The 16,522-nt window shown below is 36.1% G+C and carries 18 protein-coding genes; 12 read left to right on the forward strand and 6 right to left on the reverse strand.

The window, feature by feature from the left end; genetic code table 11:
- Positions 1–51: 51 nt before the first annotated feature.
- Complete coding sequence (gene zapE, locus COMX_RS07345; protein WP_034339419.1) at positions 52–1,170, reverse strand: cell division protein ZapE; 1,119 nt, start codon at positions 1,168–1,170, stop codon at positions 52–54.
- A 216-nt stretch (positions 1,171–1,386) separates the two neighbouring features.
- On the opposite strand from zapE, the gene COMX_RS07350 reads away from it, so the two are divergent.
- The 6 genes from COMX_RS07350 to COMX_RS07375 all read left to right on the forward strand — a co-directional run bounded on the left by COMX_RS07350 (position 1,387) and on the right by COMX_RS07375 (position 7,129).
- Positions 1,387–2,409 carry an aspartate-semialdehyde dehydrogenase gene (locus COMX_RS07350; RefSeq protein ID WP_034339421.1) on the forward strand — a complete coding sequence of 341 codons (1,023 nt, stop codon included), beginning with the start codon at positions 1,387–1,389 and terminating at the stop codon, positions 2,407–2,409.
- A gap of 433 nt (positions 2,410–2,842) precedes the next feature.
- Entirely contained in the window at positions 2,843–3,295 is a 453-nt protein-coding gene (gene sdhC / locus COMX_RS07355; protein ID WP_034339425.1) for a succinate dehydrogenase, cytochrome b556 subunit, read from the forward strand.
- A gap of 77 nt (positions 3,296–3,372) precedes the next feature.
- Complete coding sequence (gene sdhD / locus COMX_RS07360) at positions 3,373–3,783, forward strand: succinate dehydrogenase, hydrophobic membrane anchor protein (RefSeq protein ID WP_034339427.1); 411 nt, start codon at positions 3,373–3,375, stop codon at positions 3,781–3,783.
- A gap of 34 nt (positions 3,784–3,817) precedes the next feature.
- Positions 3,818–5,629: a succinate dehydrogenase flavoprotein subunit gene (sdhA, locus tag COMX_RS07365; protein WP_034339430.1), complete on the forward strand. Its 1,812-nt coding sequence runs from the start codon at positions 3,818–3,820 to the stop codon at positions 5,627–5,629.
- Positions 5,630–5,650: 21 nt separating this feature from the next.
- On the forward strand, positions 5,651–6,433 hold the full coding sequence (locus COMX_RS07370; RefSeq protein ID WP_034339433.1) for a succinate dehydrogenase iron-sulfur subunit: 783 nt from the start codon (positions 5,651–5,653) through the stop codon (positions 6,431–6,433).
- A gap of 18 nt (positions 6,434–6,451) precedes the next feature.
- Positions 6,452–7,129 (forward strand): fused DSP-PTPase phosphatase/NAD kinase-like protein, encoded by a 678-nt coding sequence (locus COMX_RS07375; protein ID WP_051462007.1) that lies wholly within the window; start codon positions 6,452–6,454, stop codon positions 7,127–7,129.
- A 6-nt stretch (positions 7,130–7,135) separates the two neighbouring features.
- Here COMX_RS07375 and COMX_RS07380 read toward each other — a convergent pair whose 3' ends face one another.
- Positions 7,136–7,648 (reverse strand): helix-turn-helix domain-containing protein, encoded by a 513-nt coding sequence (locus COMX_RS07380; RefSeq protein ID WP_051462008.1) that lies wholly within the window; start codon positions 7,646–7,648, stop codon positions 7,136–7,138.
- 477 nt (positions 7,649–8,125) lie between these two features.
- Here COMX_RS07380 and COMX_RS07385 point away from each other — a divergent pair, with 477 nt between their 5' ends.
- Entirely contained in the window at positions 8,126–8,914 is a 789-nt protein-coding gene (locus tag COMX_RS07385) for an NAD kinase (RefSeq protein WP_034339435.1), read from the forward strand.
- Between the two features lie 3 nt (positions 8,915–8,917).
- Here COMX_RS07385 and COMX_RS07390 read toward each other — a convergent pair whose 3' ends face one another.
- The 3 genes from COMX_RS07390 to COMX_RS07400 form a co-directional block, all read right to left on the reverse strand.
- Positions 8,918–9,628 (reverse strand): response regulator transcription factor, encoded by a 711-nt coding sequence (locus COMX_RS07390; RefSeq protein WP_034339437.1) that lies wholly within the window; start codon positions 9,626–9,628, stop codon positions 8,918–8,920.
- Between the two features lie 152 nt (positions 9,629–9,780).
- The gene (locus COMX_RS07395) at positions 9,781–10,212 is read right to left on the reverse strand and encodes a hypothetical protein (protein ID WP_034339440.1); all 432 of its coding nucleotides are present in this window, start codon (positions 10,210–10,212) and stop codon (positions 9,781–9,783) included.
- A 33-nt stretch (positions 10,213–10,245) separates the two neighbouring features.
- Positions 10,246–10,527 carry a hypothetical protein gene (locus COMX_RS07400; protein ID WP_051462009.1) on the reverse strand — a complete coding sequence of 94 codons (282 nt, stop codon included), beginning with the start codon at positions 10,525–10,527 and terminating at the stop codon, positions 10,246–10,248.
- A gap of 211 nt (positions 10,528–10,738) precedes the next feature.
- On the opposite strand from COMX_RS07400, the gene COMX_RS10735 reads away from it, so the two are divergent.
- The 4 genes from COMX_RS10735 to COMX_RS07420 all read left to right on the forward strand — a co-directional run bounded on the left by COMX_RS10735 (position 10,739) and on the right by COMX_RS07420 (position 14,680).
- Positions 10,739–11,677 carry an extracellular solute-binding protein gene (locus tag COMX_RS10735; protein ID WP_051462010.1) on the forward strand — a complete coding sequence of 313 codons (939 nt, stop codon included), beginning with the start codon at positions 10,739–10,741 and terminating at the stop codon, positions 11,675–11,677.
- A 343-nt stretch (positions 11,678–12,020) separates the two neighbouring features.
- On the forward strand, positions 12,021–12,215 hold the full coding sequence (locus tag COMX_RS07410) for a DUF1656 domain-containing protein (protein WP_034339443.1): 195 nt from the start codon (positions 12,021–12,023) through the stop codon (positions 12,213–12,215).
- A gap of 33 nt (positions 12,216–12,248) precedes the next feature.
- A complete protein-coding gene (locus COMX_RS07415; protein ID WP_034339445.1) occupies positions 12,249–13,160 on the forward strand; it encodes an efflux RND transporter periplasmic adaptor subunit in 912 nt (303 codons plus the stop codon).
- Positions 13,161–13,171: 11 nt separating this feature from the next.
- The gene (locus COMX_RS07420; RefSeq protein ID WP_051462011.1) at positions 13,172–14,680 is read left to right on the forward strand and encodes an efflux transporter outer membrane subunit; all 1,509 of its coding nucleotides are present in this window, start codon (positions 13,172–13,174) and stop codon (positions 14,678–14,680) included.
- A 15-nt stretch (positions 14,681–14,695) separates the two neighbouring features.
- On the opposite strand, the gene COMX_RS07425 is transcribed toward COMX_RS07420, so the two are convergent.
- On the reverse strand, positions 14,696–14,914 hold the full coding sequence (locus COMX_RS07425) for a hypothetical protein (protein ID WP_034339447.1): 219 nt from the start codon (positions 14,912–14,914) through the stop codon (positions 14,696–14,698).
- Between the two features lie 200 nt (positions 14,915–15,114).
- Here COMX_RS07425 and COMX_RS07430 point away from each other — a divergent pair, with 200 nt between their 5' ends.
- Positions 15,115–16,146, forward strand: a complete 1,032-nt coding sequence (locus COMX_RS07430) for a DUF475 domain-containing protein (RefSeq protein WP_034339450.1) — start codon at positions 15,115–15,117, stop codon at positions 16,144–16,146.
- Positions 16,147–16,522: the final 376 nt, after the last annotated feature.

Consider the following 16,522-nt stretch of genomic DNA (forward strand, 5'->3'; position numbering starts at 1 on the left):
GCTTTTAGCAACCGCTTATATACCTCATTATAATGAACAAGGTAATAATAGTTAGCGGCCCCGCATTGTAATTCCCCAGTTTTGCCCCTGCATTTCATTCAAGCGGGAAATTGTACGCTCAAAAAAAGCTCTGCGATCTTCTTTACGATAAATCTCTTCTAAGTCAGCTTCTGCAGAAACATATAATTTAACATTTTGCTCATATAACACGTCAATTAACATCGTAAAACGCTCTATAACGTTCATATTTTCAGGATTGAACTGTGGAATATCATCTAAAATAATTGTTTTAAAGCGTTGAGCAAGAACCAAATAATCCCCAACACCCAAGGCAACATCACATAAATCTTGGAATGAAAACCGTGCCACAACCCCGCAGGCACAAGGAACATGAAGTGCTCTACCCATAACCATTAAGGTTTCTTCTTTGACGGGCCGACCATGAGTTTCATTTAAAAACACATGATCTAAACGTTCTTTATTTTCTTGATTACAAGGCACCAACCAACGCTTTTCATCCTCGGGACGACCCAGACGGTAATCTTGGGCTGCATTCAGTTCTATCTGAGTCATTTGTTGAGATAACACTTTTATAAAGGGTTTAAACGCATCAGACCCAGGCCTATTTTGAAAAAGCCCCTCTATTTTTACATTAGAGGTCGCAACAACCACAACACCTAGTGCAAAAAGTTGCTCAAATAAACGCCCTAATAAAACCGCATCCGCAATATCATTAATTTGAAACTCATCAAAACAAAGTAACCATGCTTTTTGCGCCAACTCTTTGGCTAAATCAGGAATTGGATCGCCCCCTTTTCCCGATTGTTGTTTTAACGTATGAAATCTTTTGTAAGTATCTTGCATAAAGATATGAAAATGAGTTCTAAGTTTATGCTGAACTGGAACCTGCTCATAAAAAAGATCCATCAACATAGACTTACCCCGCCCAACAGAACCTACCAAATAAATCCCTTTTGGAGGGGGAAGAGGCTTTTGCCATAGACTTTTAAAAGAGCCAAACATACCTCCACTAGAATGCACTGATGGTTGATACGTGGATAATGATTTACATAACTGATCCAATAACATAACAACATTTTGTTGCGCATTATCTTGTTTTAAAATTCCTGCCTTTACTCTTGCCTGATAAACATTGCTTGGCAAATTCATACGCTACTCTTTATATTCTTAGGTCAAAACTCGTTAAACTTTGTCTTTTCCTTTTTAAAGGGAACTATAAAAATTCATAGTTTTTTTTGCATATCTCCTACAATCGTGATCTATTTTTATGATTTTGGTTTTCTTCGTTTACATCCAAAAATAAACAGGTAAAGTATTAAATTCCGTTTTAAAATTTAAGAACCTAAATCTAAGGATAAAAGAACTATGGGTTATCGCGTAGCCGTTATGGGCGCCACAGGAGCTGTTGGCAGAGAAATTTTAAAAATTCTTGCTGAACGGGACTTTCCAATTGATGATATTGCAGCGCTTGCCTCTCCTCGTTCTACTGGCAAAGAAATTTCTTTTGGCGATAAAAAAGTTCTTAAGATTCAAAATCTTGAAACCTTTGACTTTAAGGGATGGGATTTCGTATTAGCTTCTGCTGGAGCCTCTGTTTCAGCCATTTATGCACCCAAAGCTGCTGAAGCTGGATGTATTGTCGTTGATAACACCTCTTATTTCCGTATGGAACCCGATGTTCCTTTGGTGGTTCCAGAGGTCAATCCAGAAGCTTTAAAAAAAGCAAAACGGAATATTATTGCGAATCCCAACTGCTCTACCATTCAAATGGTAGTGGCATTAAAACCTTTACATGAGCTTTTTAAAATCAAAAGAGTCGTGGTCTCTACTTATCAAGCAACAGGTGGTGCAGGTAAAAAAGGGATGGATGAGCTCTTTAATCAAACCAAAGCTTCTTTAATTGGAGAAAGCATTACACGCGGTAATTTTACCAAACAAATCGCATTTAACTGTATTCCTCATATTGATAAATTTATGGATGATGGGTTTACCAAAGAAGAATGGAAAATGACAGTTGAGACCAGAAAAATTCTGGATCCAGATATTGCTGTTGTTGCAACCTGTGTTCGTGTTCCCGTTTTCATTGGTCATGGTGAAGCAATCACCATTGAGTGTGAGCGCCCTGTTGATCTTGAAAAAGCGCGCAAAGCACTGCGTAATGCTGATGGTGTAATTTTGTACGATGAACGCCAAGATGAAGGCTATGTTACCCAAATCGAAGCTGCTGGTGAAGACGCATCTTATGTTTCCAGATTACGCGTTGATCCAACCGTTCCTAATGGTTTAGCTTTTTGGTGCGTATCCGATAACCTTCGTAAAGGGGCTGCGTTAAATACTGTGCAAATTGCAGAATCAATGGTTGAACAGAATTTAGTTTCAAAAAAATAATTACTCCTCAGAAGTTTATAGATTAATTAAAGGCGAGTTTATTCTCGCCTTTTTTACTGTCTAATTAGTCTGAAAACCATCTATAGCTAGCATATATTTTTATAATTATATAAAAATTATTTTGTGCTGGAATATGAGTCACTGAACTATTTATATTATATATTACATTGTTTGTTGGTTCACGTTTTAAAAATAACTGCTCAATTACCTGCAATGCTTCCTCATCAGATTATTGAACAATAACAGTCACATCATCAAATAAATTAGATAAAACTCAAATAATATCTTTCATGCAAGAAATTATCATTTTTTTGATCAAAAAAACCTGTTTCTCCTAATTAATTGACTAGACCGATTTAATTACGCGGTATACTTTGGCATCAAAATAGTTTTTCTCGGCACCATGTCGAAAATGATACATTAGGAATTAATTATGTCGGATATACGCGAAACTTTTTATGTTGGCCATACCAGCGACGGCTCTCTTAAAAAACGACCTATGTCACCACATTTGCAAGTTTACAAACCAATCCCGTCAATGACACTGTCTATTTTAAATCGTGTCACAGGGGCTGCCTTATCTTTTGGATCAGCCATTATGGTTGCATGGCTGGCTTCTGCTGCTAAGGGGCCTAAATCCTTTAAAAAAGTTCAAAAACTAACAGGCAGTTTTCCTGGGCAACTGGTTCTTTTTGGTTTTTCTGTTTCATTCTTTTTGCACTTTATCCGAGGCATCCGTCATCTAGTTTGGGATAGCACTGCTAAACGTTTGGAAAAAGAAGAAATTAACAAAGACAGTAAAATAGATATTATCAGCATTACTGCGTTAACCCTTGGGTTATGGACCATTATTATAGGCAAGCGTTTACGTAAAAAGAAAAAGTAATAAATTCTTTAATTATATTATCACTCAACATCCATAATTCTTTAATTTATTACTTATTTTCTTAGGAGAAAATATTAGTGACTAATTCTTTCGATCACCCAAAAATTTTACGCTCGAACTTAGGTCGTATGCGCCAACTAGGTGCCAGCCACCATATTGTTGAGCATTGGAAAGCAGAACGCCTTACCGCTATTGGCAGTGCACCTTTGTCCATTTGGTTTGTCATTCAAATGTTAAGACTAGCTGATGCAGACCATAAAACTGTTGTGCAATGGGCTGGTAAACCTGTTAATACTGTTCTTTTGCTTTCTTTGATGATCTTAACCTTTCATCATATGCAAATGGGTTTACAAGTCATCACCAGCGACTATTCTCGTGGTAAAAACAAAACTATCCTTGACTTAATTATCAAAGGCGGAACTTTCTTTTTGGGGTTATTATCCGTTATTTCCATTCTAAAGCTTGCTTTGGCCCCTGCAAAAAAATAATCAAAAAAATAAAAGAAACAGGATATATTAAATAATGAATACCATAACCTTACCTTCACAACGCAGTTATCGCATTGTTGATCATGCATATGACGTTATTGTTGTTGGCGCTGGTGGCTCTGGACTTCGTGCTACACTAGGAATGGGTGCTGCTGGGCTGAAAACTGCTTGTATTACCAAAGTTTTCCCGACACGCAGCCATACAACTGCTGCCCAAGGGGGAATTGCTGCATCTTTGGGAAATATGGCAGAGGATCATTGGCAATGGCATATGTATGATACCATCAAAGGATCAGACTGGCTGGGCGACCAAGACGCTATTGAATATTTGTGCCGCGAGGCGGTTCCTGCTGTTTATGAACTTGAACATATGGGAGTTCCTTTTACCCGCACCGAAGACGGAAGAATTTATCAACGTCCTTTTGGTGGGCATATGCGCGATTTCGGTAAAGAGCCTGTGCAACGTGCTTGTGCTGCCGCAGATAGAACAGGGCATGCAATTTTACACACTTTATACCAACAAAGCTTAAAACACGATGTTGAATTCTTTATTGAGTATTTTGCCATTGATTTAATTATGGATGACAAAGGGGCTTGTAAAGGCGTTATGGCTTGGTGCCTTGATGATGGCACTATGCACCGTTTCCGTGCTAATCTCGTTGTGCTTGCCACAGGTGGTTATGGACGTGCTTTTCAATCTTGTACTTCTGCGCATACTTGTACTGGTGACGGTAATGCAATGGCAATGCGCGCTGGCATTCCAACTCAAGATATGGAATTCGTACAATTCCATCCAACAGGTATTTTCCCAGCAGGTTGTCTATTAACCGAAGGTTGTCGTGGTGAAGGTGGATATCTGACCAACTCTGAAGGTGAACGTTTCATGGAACGCTATGCTCCCCACGCCAAAGATCTTGCCTCTCGTGACGTTGTATCTCGAGCTATGATCGTTGAAATTAACGAAGGGCGCGGTTGTGGTCCAAATAAAGACCATATTATGTTACATTTGGAACATCTTGGTGCTGATATTTTACATGAACGCCTACCTAGTATCGTTGAAACATCAAAAGTTTTTGCTGGAATTGATGTAACCAAAGATCCTGTGCCTGTATTACCAACCGTACATTATAATATGGGCGGAATTCCAACCAATATCCATGCCGAAGTTATCCGCCCAACCAAAGAGAATCCTGATGCAACAGTTCCAGGCCTAATGGCCGTTGGTGAAGCTGCCTGCGTTTCGGTTCATGGTGCAAACCGTCTTGGGACAAACTCTTTGCTTGATTTGATCGTATTCGGTCGTGCTGCTGCATTACGTGCTAAAGAAATCGTAAAACCAAATAGCCATATTGCTCCATTACCCGAAAAAGCTGGTGAAGACGCAATCGCACGTTTAGATGCGCTTCGATATGCCAAAGGCAATACCAGAGTGGCACAAATGCGCGATTCATTACAACGCACTATGCAACGCCATGCAGCTGTTTTCCGTAATAATGAAAACCTCAAAGGCGGTGTTGAGAAAATCGAAAAACTTTGGCCTGAGCTTGCTGATATTTCTGTTGCAGATGAATCATTAATTTGGAATACAGATTTAATGGAGGCGCTTGAATTCGAAAACCTTCTAGCCAATGCAACCGTAACCATGGTCAGTGCTGAAGCTCGCAAAGAAAGCCGTGGTGCGCACGCTCATGATGATTATGAAGAGCGTGATGACAAAGATTGGTTAAAACACACTGTTTCTTTCCTTAATAACAAGGGTGAAGTTTCCTTAAGCTATCGTCCTGTTCATATGAACACACTGACGGATGAGGTTCAAACCTTTCCACCAAAAAAACGGGTATACTAGGAAAAGAAAGGTTATAAAATTATGGTTGAATTAAGATTACCTCAAAATAGTCGTATTGGTGTTGGTAAAACTTTCCATGCGGCGCCTGATGCAAAAAACGTTAAACGGTTTAAAATCTATCGTTGGAGTCCTGACGATGATCGTAATCCTGTTACAGATACTTATGAAGTTGATTTAGATAAAATTGGTCCTATGGTATTGGATGCACTGATTTATATCAAAAATGAAATTGATCCCACTCTATCCTTCCGCCGTTCTTGTCGCGAAGGGGTTTGTGGTTCATGTGCAATGAATATTGACGGGCATAACACGCTGGCATGTTTGAAATATATCAAAGATATTAACTCTGACGTGCCAATTTATCCTTTGCCTCATATGCCTGTAGTCAAAGATCTTATCCCGGATCTTAGTGGCCCCTATGCGCAATTACGCGAAATCGATCCTTGGTTAAAAGCAGATACGCCTCCTCCACCTGATAAAGAGCGTTTGCAAAGTGAAGATGAACGCAAAAAGCTTGATGGTCTTTATGAATGCGTTTTATGTTTTTGTTGTTCAACATCCTGCCCATCTTATTGGTGGAATGGTGACAAGTATTTAGGCCCAGCAGTTTTATTGGCTGCCATGCGTTGGGTTTCAGATAGCCGTGATGAATACGCTGGAGAGCGTCTAAGTGAGTTAGAAGATTCTATGCGTTTATATGCTTGTCGTACAATTATGAACTGTACGCAAACCTGTCCAAAAGGATTAAACCCTGCAAAAGCAATTGCTGAGTTAAAGCATTTACAGGTTGAACGTAAGATGTAAATCCTATAAGGATGGATCATGAGCAAGAAAATTTCATTTGATCCATCCCTTATACGTTTCTCTGACCATTTTAAAGCATGGTTAGACAGCCTATTTATTGATCATTCAATTTTTAGACTGGTATGGACAAATTTTAACACCGTAATCCCAAATAAAGTATATCGTTGTAACCATCCAACGCCCAGCCGATTACGCAAATTTTCGCAAAAATATCATATAAAAACGATTGTTAATCTACGGGGTCAACGAGATTGTGGATCAGATGCTTTATCTCGTAATGCTGCAAAACAACTTGGGATAACACAGCTTGATTTACCATTTGAAAGCCGTGGCGCTCCTCATAAAGATCGTATCTTGAATCTTGCTGCAATTTATCCAACACTCGAATTTCCAATTTTAATTCATTGTAAATCTGGCGCAGATCGTGCAGGTTTGGTCTCAGCTTTAATCATGTTATTTGAGCATAAAACGATAGAAAAGGCTATTAGCCAACTTTCTTGGAAATATGGTCACTTTAAACAAGCCAAAACTGGAATTTTAGATCAGTTTTTTGTTTATTATTTTCAAGAAACCCACGGTAAAAGTAATTTTTTAACTTGGGTTCAACATCATTATCATGAAGATGCTTTAAGAGAACAATTTAAAGCAAAAAAAACTTTTTCTTTTATAACAGATAAAATTCTCCACAGAGAATAACTTGTTTTATTTCTGATGACCCATAACATGAATTAAATGTAAAAGTTTTTGACGCACTTCTGGTTCTTGAATAGCATAATAAGCCTTTAACAAGTTTGTCGTTTCTTTATTATTCATCAAATCGAAAGTATTTTCATTATGACATAAAGACATATCAACTATTGTATCATCTATAATATTTTCTACGTCTTGTGCTGTAGCGGCAGAAGTAGAGTTTGTAGGTAATATTTTTTCTTCTATATAAATAGGGTTTAATAACTCATCAAAGAAAAAATTAATAGGCACTTGTAATATTTGTGCAATATCAAACAGCCTTGAAGCACCTACACGATTACTGCCCTTTTCATATTTTTGAACTTGCTGAAAAGAAAGCCCTAAGGCTAAAGCCAATTTTTCTTGAGAGTATCCTAACAATCTTCTTCTTAAACGAATCCGCCCCCCGACTCTTTTATCAATTGAACTAGAGTCCGTATTATTTTCTTTCGAATGAAGATTCGGAGATTCTTGATTTGTAGTCATAAAAACACTTACTCTCATAGCGAAAAGAATTGTTAAACAAAAAAAAAATTTCATTTGAATAATAACTGAATATTAATAAATTAATAATTAACAGCAATGGAAAATAAATTCAAGTATAGTTAGTTTAATTTGATCTACTTATCTCAAAAATAAAATATACATTAAAAATATTTATTATATTTACTAAAGGTTGAAAAATAAAACTATAAATTGTATTTTATCGGTGCTTACAAATAGATTTTGTAACAGTTAGTTATTTATAATGACTTAATAAATAATAACCATACCTAATAATCATTTTTTGTTTTTGATATTTTATTTCTTTCCAAAAGGACTAATTTAGTCTACCTATCTATGATTATTTTAAAAACTAAGTATTATAGTTTTTCCGTTGTAAATATTTTTTGTAGAATCATTTGTTCAACATATCTTTATATAAATAATAACGCACTCATCTAAATTAATTTTGGAAATATTATGTGGCCACCAATTGATCCACCAAAAAAAATACATTTCTTATCTGTAGCTAATCCAAAAGCGGTACAATACAAAAGAAACTTGATTAAAAAATATGGAAATTCAGATATTAATAATACAGAAGTCATCATTTGCATTGGTGGTGATGGTTTTATGCTTGAAACATTGCATAATTATCTGAATTATCAAATACCTATTTATAGTATTAATTTTGGCTCTGTTGGTTTTTTAACCAATCCCATCGTGACCTTAGAAAAAGATTTGCCACTTATTTTACATGAAGCCCAACCAACCTGTCTGCATCCTTTATCGATGACCGCTTATACGGCAGACGGGAAAACACATACAGCATTAGCCTTTAATGATATTTTCCTTTATCGACAAACGAGGCAGGCTGCAAAAATTCAAATTATAACTAATGATGAAATAAGATTATCTGAGTTAATTTGTGATGGCATTATTGTATCAACTCCAGCCGGGTCAACAGCTTACAACTTATCAGCACATGGCCCTATTGTTCCGCTTAACTCAGGCCTTTTACCATTAACACCTATCTGTCCTTTCCGCCCTCGTCGATGGAGAGGGGCATTATTACCATCTAATACTTCAATTCAATTTTTAACAATTGAAGAACAAAAGCGTCCTATTGCAGCTGTTGCTGACTTTACAGAAATAAGAGATGTTACCAAAGTTTTTGTCAGAGAAAATCGATATATCAAATCTCAGATTTTATTTAATCCAGGACATGAATTATCCGATAGGATTGTAGCAGAACAATTTACTGCTTAATAATTATGCTTGATGCAAATTATCTTTTACAGCAGGGTTAGATTGACGGAAAATATAGCCCTGCCCCCACATGGTTGAAATCAAATCTCCTGCACCAGCATTTTGTAGCTTTTTTCTAAGCTTACAAACAAAGACATCAATAATTTTCATATCTGGCTCGTCTACACCATCAGGATATAAATAATTTAAAATTGTTATTTTACTAATTAAAACACCACGTCTTAAAATCAACATTTCTAAAATGGCATATTCTTTACCCGTTAGACGAACAATATTACCATTCACGAAAACTTCACGTGTTTCTAAATTGATCTGTAATTGATCAACCTTGATAATACGATCAGCAACAACTTTATCTGAGCGTCTTAAAACAGCCTTACACCGAGCTAATAACTCTTGCGTCGCAAAAGGGATAACAACATAATCATCGACTCCAGCTTGAAATGCTTGCACTTTTAATTCTACGTCTGCTTTTTTAGAGACAACAAGCATGGGTAGTTTATCATTGATTGATCTTAACAACTTAATCGTCGCAAAAAACTGCTTGTCTAAAGCATCTAGCTCAACAATAATCATATCATAATCATAAAACCGAGAGGCTGACAAAATCTGTGGATCATATCCGACACGATCGATAGAAAAACCAGTTGCCTTCAACTCTTGATAGAAATCATGTTCGGAAAAAAATATTTCGCCCATAAGAAGAACATGCATTATATCTACTCCAGATAGTTCTTTATAATTAATTACTACCATAGGTTGAAAATAAATCAATTAAAACTTAATAAAGTTATAATAAATATGAATCTATTATTTATAGAGTATTATTAAGGTTACTTCATAACCTCAATAATACTCGTTAAGAATTAACTTTTTCCAAATATTTTTTTAATAAATTGCCAAATAAATCCTCGTAGATAACCACCTAAAGGACCACTAAGTGCACCTATTAATGCTGTAATAGCCAACGAATTCCGTAATTCTTTTAAATTATGATTACGAACAATTTTTGCCTCAATCTCTGCCTCACCAATTCTTTGTCTGAATGCGCACAAAAATAAAAGCAACATACATACAAGATCAAAAGCAAAAACAATTAAAGATGTTCCCAAAAATCCTGTATGAAGCAAACTCAAACAAAGTGCTGCCACAACGGCATGAATAGAAATCAAAGCAAATAAACCAAAAAGAGCTCCAACCAAACATAAAATAACTTGCTTGCTAATTCTAATTGACTTTTTCTTAAGAAGCATAACCTCAGCATCGACTGCGGCCTTACCGTATTCAGCAATCTTCATGGTTTTTAAAATCACTTTCTAATTAGGATGAAATTAACGAATAACTCTTCCTAATAAATACCCAATGACGATAGATAGAACAATAGCAATTAAAGGCTTTGATTGAACTTTATCAGAAACGTGCTTAATTTGATGATCGGTCATTTCTTTTGTATTGTGAACAACCTGATCAGCTTTATCCGCTGCTTGAACAATTGCTGGTGTTACACGATCGTTTAGCAACTCTTCAACTTGATTTTTCAAAGATTTGATTTCTTCTTGTGCATTTTTTTGCAATGCAGCCACTTTTTTCTTATCTTTTTTACTAAAAAACATTGCCGTTTCCTTTATATTGAATACTGAAAATCTCAATTACTTACAACAAAACACTCATTACAATTATCTTACGAACCTAGTATAACTATATTTTAATAATTTATATATAAAAAATGAATGTTTCTTTGTTTTTTTATAAATTAATTTTACATACTAACATAAACAATTTATAGTTTAAAAATTATTTTCACGTAATATTTATAAACTTTACATGTTCTCATATCGATTTTTGCTTTTATTTTTAGTTTCAATAATATTAACCCCTTCTTTTTGCTTTGGAAATACCAGAGAAAAAAGAGCGAGTTTAGGTGTATTAAATGGTTATCAATTTTATTTTAAAAAATATTCAAACAGATATCATTTCATCACTTGGGATGGTAATATTCAGACACTACAACAAGCACTTTCATTAAATAATAAAATTATAGATCTTTTGCTATTAAACAAAAAAACAGCAGAACAGGCATGTAATCTAGGATTACTAATACCTCTTCATGATGATTTACTATCGTCTAATAATAAACAATGTGATTTTCAAACATTCACTGATCATATTGCTCTTGCATGGGATACACAAAAATTACATTTTAACCCTACTTGGAAAGATTTTTGGAATATCACACAATATCCAGGAAAAAGAGGATTACAAAAAGACGCACTTAGTGCTTTATCCATCGCGCTATTAGCTGATGGGGTCTCTTCTGAGGATGTTATAGAGGTTTTATCGACCCCATCGGGGATTCTACGCGCTTTTAAAAAATTAAATCAGCTTCGTCCTTATATTGTTTGGTGGACAACTCCCAATGAAGCTAATTTTTTATTATATAAAAACCAAGTATTAATGACCAGCGCCTCTGTCCTAAGTATCAATGCGTTTCAACAACAGCACCCATTATCACACTTTCAATTTCAACATCAAAATACCGTTGAAAGTCCCATTGTATTAAGTATTCCTGTTACTATACAGACACATCGAATTAAAATGATTAATGATTTACTAAAAACACATCCTTTACATCCATTTTCCACTTCTAATCCAAAACATCGCATATGGCACACAAGCATTCCACAAGAATCCATCTCCCCTCAACAATCTTCTGTTTCTTTAGATGAAATATTTGATGAGTGGCTTCATTTAACAAAACAATAAGTCAATTAATTAACTAAAAGTGATGAAAATCTCTTGACTGAAAAAGAACAAAGACTTATTCGCATAGTATATTTAGAAAAATGGAATATATATCTGCACCTTTTAAAAAACAGATATATCGAAACAGTTTTATGATGCTTCTTATGTCTTTTATACATAATCTTATCGCAAGTTTTTTTCAATTATCTTTCCTAGTAAAGATATGTAGATTATTATCTATTACTTCCTCTATCGTAGTTATCTTCTTTTCTTATGTTACGTTGTCTGTAAACTGTATTCTTACTTTTTTTGAAATAATTCATATTATAAAAAACCATAAAAATACCCTGTTAGTTCCTATGAAATGATCGCAGAATTTGATTTTTTTGGCATTTTTATTGCCCCTTTTATTGTATACGCATTGCTTGCCTTGGTGGTGACAATGATTATACGCTCTATTTTATGGAGAACGGGTTTAATAAAAATGTTTTGGCACCTTGCTTTGTTTGAAGTAGCCTTATATTTTTGTATTCTATGTTTGCTTATTCTTTACGTATAACCCTTTTATTCCTATAAGTTTTGATCCTATATCATGTTTTCTCTTAGCAATATCATCCGTATCAGTTTAACACTTATTGTTGTTATCATTGCCATTATTCTAGGGGTTACCCTTTGGGATACGTATATGATTGCCCCATGGACACGTGACGGACGGGTCAGGGTTTATGTTGTTAAAATCGCCCCCGAAGTTGCTGGGACTGTTGTTCAAGTTCCTGTTAAAGATAACCAATATGTCCGTAAAGGCGAGCCTTTATTTATTATTGATCCTGCACGTTTCAGGATTGCTATTCAGCAAGCACAGGCAAGCTTGGAAAATGCAGAAGCAAACCTAACCTTACAACGTCGTAACGCAATGCGTCGTAAAGGGCTTGAAGGCATCGTATCAACTGAAGAAAAAGAAGATTTTAATACTAAAGTTGCAACCGCGCAGGCCAGCGTTGATAGTGCAAAAGCTTCATTAGACGAAGCTAAATTGAATTTGCAGCGCTCTATTTTGTACTCGCCTGTTAATGGCTATATTACCAACTTGAACCTGCGGGTTGGGGATTACGTCAGTACAGGACAATCCTATTTATCCGTTGTCGATGCCGATTCTTTTTGGGTTTATGGATATTTTGAAGAAACCAAGATGTGGGGTATTCACGTAGGTGACGTCGCCCGGATCAAATTAATGGGATATAAACAAATTCTGCCTGGGCATGTAGTCAGTATTGCTCGCGGTATTAATGATGCCAATGCTGATACGGATGCTTTTGGATTGCAAAATGTTAACCCAATCTTTACTTGGGTCAGATTAGCCCAACGTATTCCCGTTAGAATTCATATTGATCATGTTCCTGATACTATGCACTTGTCTGCTGGTATGACTGCAACCGTCAGTATTGGCCCTGAAACCAAAGGGCGCAGAGGTATTTTGGCCTCATGGTTGCAAAATCATTTATAAGGAACAATTTTATGTATAAACAATTTCTTCGTTATACAATGCCAATTGTTCTTTTATGTGGATTAGCAGCATGTACAGTCGGCCCTGATTTTCGTCGAGATCACATGAAGATCCCAGACCAATGGACAGAAAAAGTTTGGAAAAAACCTGCTACCGCGGAACAAATTGCTCAAGCAACCAATGATATGAAACGTTGGTGGGAACAATTTCATGATCCGTTGTTAAACCACCTTGTTGAAGAAGCCATCAATAATAATTATGATCTTAAAACGGCGGGGCAACGTATCTTATCGGCTCAGGCCTTAAGAGATAAAAATGCAGCCAGTTGGTACCCGCAATTAGATGGCTCTGCAGGATATGGCTATCAAACAACTTCCTATACAACATCGCAAACCATTGCACAAAACGGTAATGCGAATAACGCTGCTATCAGACGTTATGGCGCCACTTTCAGTTGGCAGATTGATGCTTTTGGACAAATAAGGCGTATGGTTCAATCTCAAGAAGAAGCTGTTAAAGTTTCTATTGAAGAAAGACGCTCTATTTTATTAACGATGCTTTCTCAATTGGCAAATAATTACGTAACGTTACGCAATATGCAACTTCGCCTTAGAATTGCAGATGAAAATGTTGCTATTGCTCAATATGTTTACAATTTAGCCCAAAAACAATATCTTGAAGGTACTGGTACAACGCTAAGCACAGCGCAAGCTCAGGCCGAGTTGGAAGCTCAAAGAGCATCCAGAGAGCCAATTAAAACCAGCATTACACAAATTACACATGCCATTGACGTTCTGATTGGGCAAGTTCCAGGAACAACCGAGGCTTTACTTAAAGAAGAAAAACCTCAGCCTGATCTTCCTCCTTATCCACCCTCTATACCCTCCATTGCCCTTGCCAACCGTCCTGACGTTAGAATGGCAGAGCGGCAATACGCAATGGCTACAGCTAATATTGGTGTTGCGGTTTCTCAACTCTATCCACAATTCTCTATTGATATGAGCGCAATGCCGACGACTTCTTTTACCAGTCAAATGGCTAACATTGCCAGCTTAGTATCAAGCAGCTTTATTAACATGTCCATTCCAGGATTACATGGTGGTCGTTTAAGTGCCCAGGTTAAAGGTGCGCAAGCTGATGCAGAAGCAGCAAGGTTACAATATCGCCAAACCATCCTAAACGCTCTGAAAGAAGTTGAAGATGTCATCGCGGCATGGGGTGATGATTCAGAGCATGTAGAACTGTTGCACAAATCAAAGTTAAGCAGCCAATTAGCTTTAGAGCGCGCTCAAAAACTTTATAAAGCGGGTTTGACAGGATATTTGGACGTTCTTACCTCTCAAAGAACAGCTACCACAGCTGCCAATGCAGAAGCAGTTGCAATTTTAGATCGCTTCCAAGATGCTGTTAACTTATTCACTGCATTAGGTGCAGGATGGCAAGGAGTGGATATCACTAAAACAGAACTGCCGGTTACTTTGGAACAACAAAATATATGGGCAAAGGCTATTAAACAATAACAGCACTGATAACGATTATATTTCGTTATCACGCCCCATAATTGCAATCCGATAACTCGACCAAGCAATTAAAACAATTCCTATAATTGTTAGAATAATTGGAATAGTCAAAGAATAACCATCTACATAAATATGCATTGCTATATACACAAGATCTGTAAAAGTTAAAATAATACCTAGTAGTAATGCAATTAAAGCATGAGATAAGCTTTTTAATAAAAAATAATCTTCCATTTTACCTTTTCTTTCAATCTTCTTAAATAGTATATAAGATGTAAATTATAAGAAACAAATACAAAATCTTTATATTTCTCTATAATTTAATAATCGTCTTTAATATTCTATTACGATAGAAATTGTGAATAATGCTGGTAATTTCATTAATAAACGCTTATTACCAACTTTTATCGACCTCACTTACTGGATATTCACAAATGAAATATTTTAAAGGCTCTTTTGTCTTTACATTTATTTGCCTGGGCTTGGCCGCAGTGCTTGGATACAATATGACGGGCACGTTATCAGGTACATTATCAACCGTGTTTATCTGTGCAATCTTAGGTGTCTTAGAAGTCTCATTATCATTTGATAATGCGGTGGTGAATGCTACGGTTTTAAGAGATATGAGCCCATTATGGCAAAGACGTTTTTTAACCTGGGGGATTTTAATTGCTGTATTTGGAATGCGATTATTATTCCCATTGATTATCGTGGGGATTGCAGCACATCTTAATCCAATTTCCGCTTTAAAACTCGCTATTGAACAACCTAGTCAATATGCTCAGATTTTGTCTGGGGCACATATTGGTATTATGGGATTTGGAGGTTCTTTCTTAGGACTAGTCGGATTAAAATTCTTTTTTAACGCAGAGAAAGATGTACATTGGGTTGCATATATCGAGCAATTTTTAACAAAATTTTCAAGAGTCCAATCTATTGAAGTCGTCGTTGTACTTTTGTCTCTATTAGGGGTTGCAAAATTCATCCCCAATGAAGAAGCTCTGACTTTTATCACTGCGGGTATTTTTGGAATTATCGTATTTGTGTTGGTTGAAGCTTTGGGAGTTTTACTTGAAAAAGAAAACACAACAACGACAGTTGCCAAAGCTGGCTTAGGAACATTTATTTATCTTGAAATCCTTGATGCATCCTTTAGCTTTGATGGGGTTATTGGGGCGTTTGCATTGTCTAATAATTTATTTATTATTGTACTGGGTCTCAGTATTGGAGCAATGTTTGTACGATCCTTGACCATTATGTTAGTACAGTTAAATACCTTAACCAAATATCGCTATTTAGAACATGGTGCTTTTTGGGCGATCTTGGCTTTGTCAGGATTAATGTTCGCCAGCGTCTGTAAAGAAATCCCTGAAGTTGTAACGGGCTTAATTGGGGCTGCTTTCATTATCCTTGCTTTGCTCACCTCCATACGCTGGAACAAGTTAAATCCAGACAAGACAAAATAATAACTCTGTAGGCATTGAAAAGGGTTTTAATCAATTATAAATGCAAGCATTGGTATCAAAATCACATTATTCCAAAAATAGGCCCAACTCAGCCTTAATACCCTTTTATTCTGATTTGTCGCTATGTTTTCCTTCAAGAGCAATGGGGTTATTCTCTTACCTTTAGAGGTAATACGGCTTGCTACACCTTTAATTATTTGCTTTGTCACCATGTTTAAAATAAGTTTTTTATCAGCAAATGGAAAGGAGCGACTTACTCCACTACCACTGTAATTTCTTTTAGAGCAGCAGTAAATAATTTTGAGCTTGCTTTAGCCGTTGCAATTGCAACATTTAGATTAAGCTCTTCTGTTGCGTTTAAAACTGTAATCAGGCC

Source organism: Commensalibacter papalotli (ex Servin-Garciduenas et al. 2014), assembly GCF_000527695.1.
Lineage (GTDB): Bacteria > Pseudomonadota > Alphaproteobacteria > Acetobacterales > Acetobacteraceae > Commensalibacter > Commensalibacter papalotli.

Bases quoted from the DNA above. Each gene is read 5' to 3' on its own strand.
- zapE (WP_034339419.1), bottom strand. From the start codon at position 1,170: ATGAATTTGCCAAGCAATGTTTATCAGGCAAGAGTAAAGGCAGGAATT.
- COMX_RS07350 (WP_034339421.1), top strand. From the start codon at position 1,387: ATGGGTTATCGCGTAGCCGTTATGGGCGCCACAGGAGCTGTTGGCAGA.
- sdhC (WP_034339425.1), top strand. From the start codon at position 2,843: ATGTCGGATATACGCGAAACTTTTTATGTTGGCCATACCAGCGACGGC.
- sdhA (WP_034339430.1), top strand. From the start codon at position 3,818: ATGAATACCATAACCTTACCTTCACAACGCAGTTATCGCATTGTTGAT.
- COMX_RS07370 (WP_034339433.1), top strand. From the start codon at position 5,651: ATGGTTGAATTAAGATTACCTCAAAATAGTCGTATTGGTGTTGGTAAA.
- COMX_RS07375 (WP_051462007.1), top strand. From the start codon at position 6,452: ATGAGCAAGAAAATTTCATTTGATCCATCCCTTATACGTTTCTCTGAC.
- COMX_RS07380 (WP_051462008.1), bottom strand. From the start codon at position 7,648: ATGACTACAAATCAAGAATCTCCGAATCTTCATTCGAAAGAAAATAAT.
- COMX_RS07385 (WP_034339435.1), top strand. From the start codon at position 8,126: ATGTGGCCACCAATTGATCCACCAAAAAAAATACATTTCTTATCTGTA.
- COMX_RS07390 (WP_034339437.1), bottom strand. From the start codon at position 9,628: ATGCATGTTCTTCTTATGGGCGAAATATTTTTTTCCGAACATGATTTC.
- COMX_RS07395 (WP_034339440.1), bottom strand. From the start codon at position 10,212: ATGAAGATTGCTGAATACGGTAAGGCCGCAGTCGATGCTGAGGTTATG.
- COMX_RS07400 (WP_051462009.1), bottom strand. From the start codon at position 10,527: ATGTTTTTTAGTAAAAAAGATAAGAAAAAAGTGGCTGCATTGCAAAAA.
- COMX_RS10735 (WP_051462010.1), top strand. From the start codon at position 10,739: ATGTTCTCATATCGATTTTTGCTTTTATTTTTAGTTTCAATAATATTA.
- COMX_RS07410 (WP_034339443.1), top strand. From the start codon at position 12,021: ATGATCGCAGAATTTGATTTTTTTGGCATTTTTATTGCCCCTTTTATT.
- COMX_RS07415 (WP_034339445.1), top strand. From the start codon at position 12,249: ATGTTTTCTCTTAGCAATATCATCCGTATCAGTTTAACACTTATTGTT.
- COMX_RS07420 (WP_051462011.1), top strand. From the start codon at position 13,172: ATGTATAAACAATTTCTTCGTTATACAATGCCAATTGTTCTTTTATGT.
- COMX_RS07425 (WP_034339447.1), bottom strand. From the start codon at position 14,914: ATGGAAGATTATTTTTTATTAAAAAGCTTATCTCATGCTTTAATTGCA.
- COMX_RS07430 (WP_034339450.1), top strand. From the start codon at position 15,115: ATGAAATATTTTAAAGGCTCTTTTGTCTTTACATTTATTTGCCTGGGC.